Raw genomic sequence first — 6,210 nt, forward strand, 5'->3', positions numbered from 1 at the left:
GCCCGCTACGCTGCCACCTGTACCCACCAATGAACGACTCTCGTTCGCCGTGGACCATTTCACGGGGTCCGGTCACGAGCACCTGGGCTATGACCGCCACGATCCGGCCGGGTATGGAAGCGGCAACTCCCGCAACGGAACCCGCGCCAAGAAGGTGCTGCCCGATGCGTGCGGGTCTATTGAGATTAACGTCCCGCGCGATCGAGCGGGCACCTTCGAGCCGCACATCGTCCAGAAACGTCAGCGACGCCTGACCGACGTCGATGAGGTGGTGCTCTCGCTGTATGCCCGTGGGTTGACCACCGGGGAGATCAGCGCCCATTTCGCCGACATCTACGGTGCGTCGGTGTCCAAGGACACCATCAGTCGGATCACCGACCGCGTTGTGGAGGAGATGACGGCCTGGCACACCCGCCCGCTGGAACGCGTGTATGCCGCGGTGTTCATTGATGCCCTGCATGTCAAGATCCGCGACGGGCAGGTCGGCCCGCGGCCGGTCTACGCGGCCATCGGGGTGGATCTGGCCGGCCACCGTGACGTGCTGGGCATGTGGGCCGGTGAAGGTGACGGCGAATCAGCCAAATACTGGCTGGCCGTGCTCACCGAGCTGCGCAACCGTGGGGTAGCCGACATCTTCTTCCTGGTCTGCGACGGCCTCAAAGGCCTACCGGCCTCGGTGAGCGCGGTGTTCCCCGACACCGTGGTACAGACCTGCATCATCCATCTGATCCGCGGCACGTTCCGCTATGCCGGGCGCCAGCACCGCGACGCCATCGCCCGCGCCCTCAAACCGATCTACACCGCGGTTAACGCCACCGCGGCCGCCGAGGCGCTGGACGCCTTCGACGCCGAGTGGGGGCACCGATATCCGGCGGCAATTCGGTTGTGGCGCAACGCCTGGAGCGAATTCATCCCGTTCCTGGACTACGACACCGAGATAAGGAAAGTGATCTGTTCGACCAACGCCATCGAATCCTTGAATGCCCGCTACCGCCGCGCCATCCGGGTCCGCGGGCACTTTCCGACCGAGCAAGCAGCCCTCAAATGCCTATACTTGGTCACCCGGTCACTGGACCCGACCGGGACCGGCCAGAAGCGATGGACCATGCGCTGGAAACCAGCACTGAACGCCTTCGCGATCACCTTCGCCGACCGCATGCCGGGAAGCGAAACCACCTAACCGAAAATGCCGCTTACACCGTTAATCGGACGGACCCTCCACGACGACACCGTGCGTCGACATTGGGAAGCCGCCCGCAAGGTCGACATCACCGGCCGCGCAGTCACTTACGAGCCCGGCGGGCCGCTCGCCGACGCGGCCTGGGCCAAACAACGCCTCGCCCAGGCCACCCAGGCCCTGCCCAACGGCTACTGCGGGCTACCGATGCAACGGTCCTGCCCGCACGCCAATGCGTGTTTGACCTGCCCGATGTTCCTCACGACCAGCGAATTCCTGCCCCAGCACCACGCGCAGCGGCAACAGACTCTCGAGCTGATCACCGCTGCCGAAGCCCGCGGCCACGGACGCCTGGCCGAGATGAACCGCACCGTGCTCACCAATCTCGACACCATAATCGTCGCCCTCGAAACCCCGGAGACCACCGAACATGCGCTCTGACAACAGCCTTCACCTCAGCACCGCCGCCAAACAGCGCCACGAACTTACCCGCGCCAAAGCCATCGCCGCCCTGCACGAACTTGACCGCGCCGGAGCGAAGATCACTTTCGAATCCGTTGCCGACTACGCCGGCGTCTCCCGCTCCTGGCTCTACACTCAAACCGACCTCAAAGACGAGATCCGGCGACTGCGCGCCCGCAACCAGCCCCGACACGCCACCACGACACCGGCCCGGCAGCGCGCCACCGACGACTCTCTGCGCCAACGCCTCGACATTGCGCTGCGCCGCAACCGTGAACTCGCCGACGAGAACCAGCGCCTGCGCCGCCAACTCGCCCACGCCCTCGGCCAGCTCCGCGACACCCCACCCCGAACACGTCGCGATCCGATAACAATCGGCCCCTGCTAAATCCACCACCAACAACGCCCGTCGACACGTCTTGCACACCGTCTACGACACGAATCACCAGGTCTGCACACCGAACCGGCGAGCGACTCAAGATAACCATCGAAAGCACTTTCGCCACAGTACGTTTGAGAACGAAGGTCACCAAAGGACCCGGATCCCGCGCAGCCGGCCTGGCGATGGCCTACAAGCTCATCGAGGCTGCACAGACCCGCTGGCGCGCGGTCAACGCACCACACCTGGTCGCCCTCGTCCGCAACGGCGCCGTCTTCCACAAAGGGAAACTCCTCGAACGGCCCATCGACATCACACCAGCAGAACCCGACGAATCACACGAAACGGAGGTCGCCTGAAACACCCCCATCCACAGGTTTTGACAATATCTCCGGCGTCTCGCGCCTACTACGAACGCAAACGCGCTGAGGGCAAACACCACCGACAAGCCGTCCTAGCCCTGGCCCGCCGACGCCTCAACGTCCTGTGGGCCACGCTGCGCGACTACACCACCTACCAAATCCCAACCGCCGCAGCGGCTTGACAAACCCATTGAGAATCGAATGGGTCACACGAGGCTGCAGCTGACCACGTTTTAGCCGCTAGACGGTACGGTACTGGACTGTACTACGGCGACGGTTCTATCGTGGGCGCCGTGTCCCGGATTGCCGATCACCCCACGGAGGGCGCACCGTGGTCGCCGCGGGAGGCCGAGTTGCTTGCGGTGACGTTGTGCCTGCTACAGCAACATGGGTATGACCGGTTGACGGTGGACGCGGTGGCGGCCACCGCCCGCGCCAGCAAGGCGACGGTGTACCGGCGATGGCCATCGAAAGCCGAACTGGTATTGGCCGCGTTCATCGAGGGGACCCGCCAGGTCGTGGTCCCGCCCGATACCGGCACACTGCGGGGGGATTTGCTGGAACTTGGGGAGTTGGTGAGCCAACAGGCCCGCCAGCACGCTAGCACCATCCGCGCGGTGCTTGTCGAGGTGTCGCGTAACGCCGCGCTCAACGAGGCGATACGGCATCAGTTCCTCGAGCAGTGGAAAGCCTTGATCCAGCATATCCTCAAGCAGGCCGTTGACCGAGGTGATATCGCGGGCGCCGCCATCGACGACGAACTTTGGGACCTACTGCCCGGCTACCTAATGTTCCGGTCCATCATCTCTAGCCGACCCCCCGGCCGTCGCACCGTGCAAGCGCTCGTCGTTGACTTCATCATTCCCAGCCTCACCTGACCCACTGGGTAAGGGGGTTTAGCCCCTGATTGCCTTCGGCGACGCCTCGCAGGCGTGAAAATGTGGTCGGGTTGCCCACCGACGCCGTTTCACTCTGGTTTGTTTGTGGGCCTGTGGTTTAGTATGGCGCGCGCCCGACCTGGGAGGGTCACGCACTGTTGCTTCGAGCAGCCAGGTCAGAATTTCGGTTCCTCGACCGAGGCCCCAGCAACCTCCCCCATGAAATATAGATGTGATGGGAGGACAAGCGAAGTGAAATCCGAGCAGGCTGGTCAACGTCCGCGACGGGAACAACGACAAGTTGGACGCGGTGTGGCTGGTCACGTTCACCGAGAAGGGCGTGCTGCGGCCATCGTGCGTGCCGCCGGCACCGGCGCGGCGGCTGCACGATGACACCCAGCTACGGGTCGACCTGACCGGCGAACGCGCCCGCTACTGGGAGCGGCTCGAGAAGCTGCTCGAGGACGCGTTGATCCTCGAGGACGCGTTGATTAAAGTGTCGGCGGTGGCGCGTCGAAACTAGACACCGTCTCGGTTCGCCACATGCTTGAGGTGTTGATCGCTGGCGAGCGCGACGCCGGACAACTCGCTGATCTGGCCCGCCGCCGGGTGCGGGTCGAACACGGCGCCGTGGTCGAGGCCTTGACCGGCCGATTTCGATGACCACCACGCGGAGCGGAGCCGGATGCTTGCTCACCCGATTGACACCCTCAGCGCGTAGATCGAACCCTAACCACTCGTATCGACGACCAACTGAGCGTCCTGACCGACGTGGCAGCCACAGCGGCGACACCAACGCGAGCGCGGCCGGCGGCGGGCCAGGCCAGATCATCGTCGACGACACCATGGCCGCCCGACAGACGCTTCCGGCGATCGAGAGTCTCGACGAGATCGCCGGCGCCGGACGGCTCGGCGCACAGCTGATCCTGGCCGCATCGGCGCCGATATGGCCCCAATTCCCGACCGCCGCGCGCCTGGTGCAAACGGCAGTCGCTACCGGATTGGTTCGCGGTCAGCCCGCGGTTCAGTACGCGTTTCCGCACAGCGGCGGGACGCAGGTGCGTGGCGACCACCCGTCCAGGTCTCCTCCGGGGCTATCTGTCGTTGCCGATCTCGTGGTCGGCGAATTGGCCATACTCGGGTAGCCGGAGCGGCTGCTGCGGGAAGCTGGTTTGCGGAGGCCTACGTTGCGGGCTCATCGGCATGGCGGCGGTGCGCGGCAAGGAAGTCATCGACGATGCGCTCACAGTCTTGACGATCGATGGCACGCAGGCCGGTGAGTCGAGCGAACGCGAGTGGCCCCACGAGTTGACACAGGATCAGCTGCGGGTCGAATTCATCGAGGTCGGCGCGGGCTTTGGGGCTTTGCAAAAGGCGATCGAACGGCTGGCGATACTGGTCGACGATTCGTGTCCGCAGCGCGTGCCGATCGTAGGTTTCCTGGGTGCTGTTCGGTGTTGGGCCAAGCGCGACCCAGGCCAGTGTGGTGACGTGCAGCGGTGCCTCCTGGAACAGCGTGGCTTGTCGGCTCAACAGTTCGATGAGTTGGTCGCGCAACGGTCCCGTCCCCGGCGGAGGGTGGACTTGCGGCAGCAGCCGTTCAAATGTGGCAGCCAGCAGTTGAGTGGAGCTGCTGAAGTGGCGATACAGGGTCGTGCGCGCGACTTTGGAGGCTTTGGTGACCGCGTCGATGGTGACGGCTTCGATGCCGCCGGCGCTGAGGAGTGTGGTGGCCGCATCCAATAGCCGGGTCCGTGAGCGTAGCCGGCGTGGGTCGACGTCGTCATCGTCGTCGACGGGGAATTCAAGGGCGTCGCGCTCCATGTAGTCACCGTAAGCCCCGCCCGTACCTGGTCCACCGAGTCGTGCCTGCATCGGGCGATTGACCCGTCCGAAACGCAACTAACACTACTGGTAGTGGTGTAGCGCTACTAGTAGTAGTGTAGCGCTACTATTAGTCCTTTATCCATATTCGTCTTTGCGCCCGGGGGAGAATTCATGTCAGGCAACCGGTCGAACGATCCCTGGTTCACAAGCTCCCCGATGCTGCCACTACATGCCATGTCGTCTGGCTGTCGAACGAACTTTCCCAGTTGTGCGAGCGAAATCGCGCAGACGGAGAGCGGTGGTCTGCGATGAGTGTGCTGCTTGCGCCAACCAAGCCTCACGTGTGGACGCGTGCGGTTCGGGATTTCAAGCGCACCTGCCGCGCGATTACCAGTGGCGCGCACCGACCGCCGCCGGTCGAGCAAGGCCGCGTGCGTCCACGTCATTACCCGCCTCGCTCCTGCTCATACCTAGACGACGACCTGATGAACCGCGAAATGTATGACCACTTGCGCGAGGAGCCGATCAGACTAACCTCCCGGCTGGCATTTCGCCTACGCCGCTCATGAAACTGACAAGGTTTCGACGATGGTGCATCGCCATCGTCAAACCACCTGCGCGCCAAGGGCGTTACGTGCTGTTGGTTAGGACTCAGACCAACGCCCCGCGGACCCCGCCGTATAAATGGATCGCCGTGGCCGTGTTGCTCGTTTTCGCGCTGATTTTGGCCTTGGTGTACGGGCAATTCCGCGGTGCCTTCACCGAAAAGACGCAGCTGACCATGATCGCCACCCGCGCCGGGCTGCTGATGGATCCGGGTTCGAAGGTGACCTATAACGGGGTGGAGATCGGCCGGGTGGGCAAGATCGCGGAGACGGTGCGTGATGGGAAGCCGGCGGCGAAGTTCACCTTGGAGGTGTGTCCGCGGTATTTGGCGTTGATTCCGTCGAATGTGAATGCCGATATCAAGGCGACGACGGTGTTCGGTGGTAAGTATGTGGCGTTGACGACCCCGGCCAATCCGTCGCCGCAGAAGATTTCGTCGCACACGGTGATCGATGCGCGGTCGGTGACCACCGAGATCAATACCTTGTTTCAGACGATCACCTCGATCGCGGAGAAGGT

Annotated in this window: 7 protein-coding genes and 3 pseudogenes; 9 read left to right on the forward strand and 1 reads right to left on the reverse strand. The window is 63.7% G+C overall.

Annotated elements, in window-relative coordinates; all coding sequences use genetic code 11:
- The 8 genes and pseudogenes from A9X01_RS26730 to A9X01_RS26760 all read left to right on the forward strand — a co-directional run.
- A partial coding sequence (locus tag A9X01_RS26730; RefSeq protein WP_253849411.1) for an IS256 family transposase occupies window positions 1–1,180 on the forward strand: 1,180 nt, incomplete at its 5' end.
- A gap of 36 nt (window positions 1,181–1,216) precedes the next feature.
- Window positions 1,217–1,618: pseudogene (locus A9X01_RS26735) on the forward strand (tyrosine-type recombinase/integrase); the annotation flags it as partial.
- Window positions 1,608–2,027 (forward strand): DUF6262 family protein, encoded by a 420-nt coding sequence (locus tag A9X01_RS26740; RefSeq protein ID WP_065123596.1) that lies wholly within the window; start codon window positions 1,608–1,610, stop codon window positions 2,025–2,027. The pseudogene A9X01_RS26735 and the gene A9X01_RS26740, both read left to right, overlap by 11 nt.
- A 98-nt stretch (window positions 2,028–2,125) precedes the next feature.
- Window positions 2,126–2,377 (forward strand): annotated as a pseudogene (locus A9X01_RS26745) (IS256 family transposase); the annotation flags it as partial.
- Window positions 2,378–2,409: 32 nt separating this feature from the next.
- A pseudogene (locus tag A9X01_RS30235) lies at window positions 2,410–2,562 on the forward strand (IS110 family transposase); the annotation flags it as partial.
- Between the two features lie 99 nt (window positions 2,563–2,661).
- Window positions 2,662–3,258, forward strand: coding sequence for a TetR/AcrR family transcriptional regulator (locus A9X01_RS26750; protein WP_095763959.1), 597 nt, complete (start codon window positions 2,662–2,664; stop codon window positions 3,256–3,258).
- A gap of 310 nt (window positions 3,259–3,568) precedes the next feature.
- Window positions 3,569–3,781 carry a hypothetical protein gene (locus A9X01_RS26755; protein ID WP_155772310.1) on the forward strand — a complete coding sequence of 71 codons (213 nt, stop codon included), beginning with the start codon at window positions 3,569–3,571 and terminating at the stop codon, window positions 3,779–3,781.
- A gap of 322 nt (window positions 3,782–4,103) precedes the next feature.
- The gene (locus tag A9X01_RS26760; protein ID WP_065123599.1) at window positions 4,104–4,403 is read left to right on the forward strand and encodes a hypothetical protein; all 300 of its coding nucleotides are present in this window, start codon (window positions 4,104–4,106) and stop codon (window positions 4,401–4,403) included.
- A 37-nt stretch (window positions 4,404–4,440) separates the two neighbouring features.
- On the opposite strand, the gene A9X01_RS26765 is transcribed toward A9X01_RS26760, so the two are convergent.
- On the reverse strand, window positions 4,441–5,082 hold the full coding sequence (locus A9X01_RS26765; RefSeq protein WP_065123600.1) for a TetR/AcrR family transcriptional regulator: 642 nt from the start codon (window positions 5,080–5,082) through the stop codon (window positions 4,441–4,443).
- A 640-nt stretch (window positions 5,083–5,722) separates the two neighbouring features.
- Between A9X01_RS26765 and A9X01_RS26770 the strand changes: the two genes are divergently transcribed.
- On the forward strand, window positions 5,723–6,210 hold a 488-nt coding region (locus A9X01_RS26770), incomplete at its 3' end, for an MlaD family protein (RefSeq protein ID WP_155772311.1).

The organism is Mycobacterium asiaticum, assembly GCF_001668675.1.
GTDB lineage: Bacteria > Actinomycetota > Actinomycetes > Mycobacteriales > Mycobacteriaceae > Mycobacterium > Mycobacterium asiaticum_D.